The organism is Cryobacterium sp. TMT3-29-2, from assembly GCF_004564305.1.
Taxonomy (GTDB): Bacteria; Actinomycetota; Actinomycetes; order Actinomycetales; family Microbacteriaceae; genus Cryobacterium; species Cryobacterium sinapicolor.
The window spans coordinates 1-1,299 of record NZ_SOGK01000078.1; the positions used below are offsets into that span (position 1 = coordinate 1).

The window sequence follows — 1,299 nt, forward strand, 5'->3', positions numbered from 1 at the left end:
AATCCCTGCGCGAACGTCACCTCGTCGTCACCCGACGCGGGCGCAATGGCGGCAGTTTTGTCGTCGAAACTGCCAACGTCGCCGAATTCGCCCTGCGAGCCCTTCGCGATATCTCACGGGTCGCCCTCCGCGACCTCGCCGCCCACTACCTCGCTGTCACGGGCGCCTGCGTTGGCCTAGCCGCCCAACGGGCCGATCCGAGCGAGGTCCTGCGCATCCGCAGCCGGCTCGATCGCTACACCGGCAACGACCCGCTCACATGGCGGCGATTGGCCGACGACGCGCACCTCGAGATCTCAGCTCTCAGCCAGTCGGCCAGGCTCACTCGCGAGCAAATGCGCCTGCAGGCGGAGTTCTCGCCGTTCCTCGCACTCGTCGACGCATCCGAAGCCGATCGCGAACGCAGCCGCAGCCAACTCCTCGCTGTCCTCGACGCCGTCTCCGCCGCGGACTCCGCTACTGCGACCCGCCAAGTGCGGGAATCGATCGCGGATGCCATGGACCGACTGATCGACCGCCAGGCGGAACTGGCCAGGTCGTGACTGCGCGGGCTCTCCCCCGGTACTGTATATCCCAGTCGCTCAGGATCCGCACCCTGGCATGACTCGCAACGAGGAGGTTGCCATGACGGCAGAAGTCACCACGGTCGCATCTCGAGCGGTCGCAGCCGTCGATGACTATTTCGCCGACGCCCTCGATGCACTGGAGGCCTGGCAGCTCGACATTGCGGTCGACATCGCCGCGGCGCGGCGCACCGGGCCGATCACCACATCGCGACTCGACGAGTTAGTGGCGCCCTACGCCCGCCAAACCCTCGACACTCCCGGCATCTCCGTCTACGGCGCGGGCTTCATTGCCGCCCACGATTCACTCGCCGACGCCCCCAGCCACCTCGCCTGGTGGCAGGGACCACAGCGTGCCCGACTGACCTTAGCCAACCAGGCGATCAACAAGGGCAACATCGACTACAGCGAACTCGAGTGGTACCGAGTTCCCATGCTCACCGGCCAAGCCCACGTCGCGGGGCCCTATGTCGACTACCTGTGCAGCGACGAGTACACGATCACTGTGGCCGCACCGGTGAGAATCGACGACGAATTCGTCGGCGTCACTGGACTCGACCTACTCATCGACACCGTCGAGCGCGATCTCACACCCCAACTCGCAGCGCTCGGTACCGCCATCACCATCACCAATAGCGCCGGCCGAGTCGTGGTGTCGTCGAACCGCCGCCTAGCAACCGGGGAATCGCTACGCAGTGACGGGTATCGAAACGCCGAGCGGATGCCCTGTTCGCGC

General features: G+C 66.0%; 2 protein-coding genes. Both read left to right on the top strand.

Translation table 11 applies throughout. From position 1 onward, the window contains the following. Nucleotides 1–542: FCD domain-containing protein (locus tag E3O67_RS09515; RefSeq protein ID WP_135102549.1), on the top strand; the 542-nt coding region annotated here is incomplete at its 5' end. Between the two features lie 82 nt (nt 543–624). Next, a partial coding sequence (locus E3O67_RS09520; RefSeq protein WP_135102550.1) for a cache domain-containing protein occupies nt 625–1,299 on the top strand: 675 nt, incomplete at its 3' end.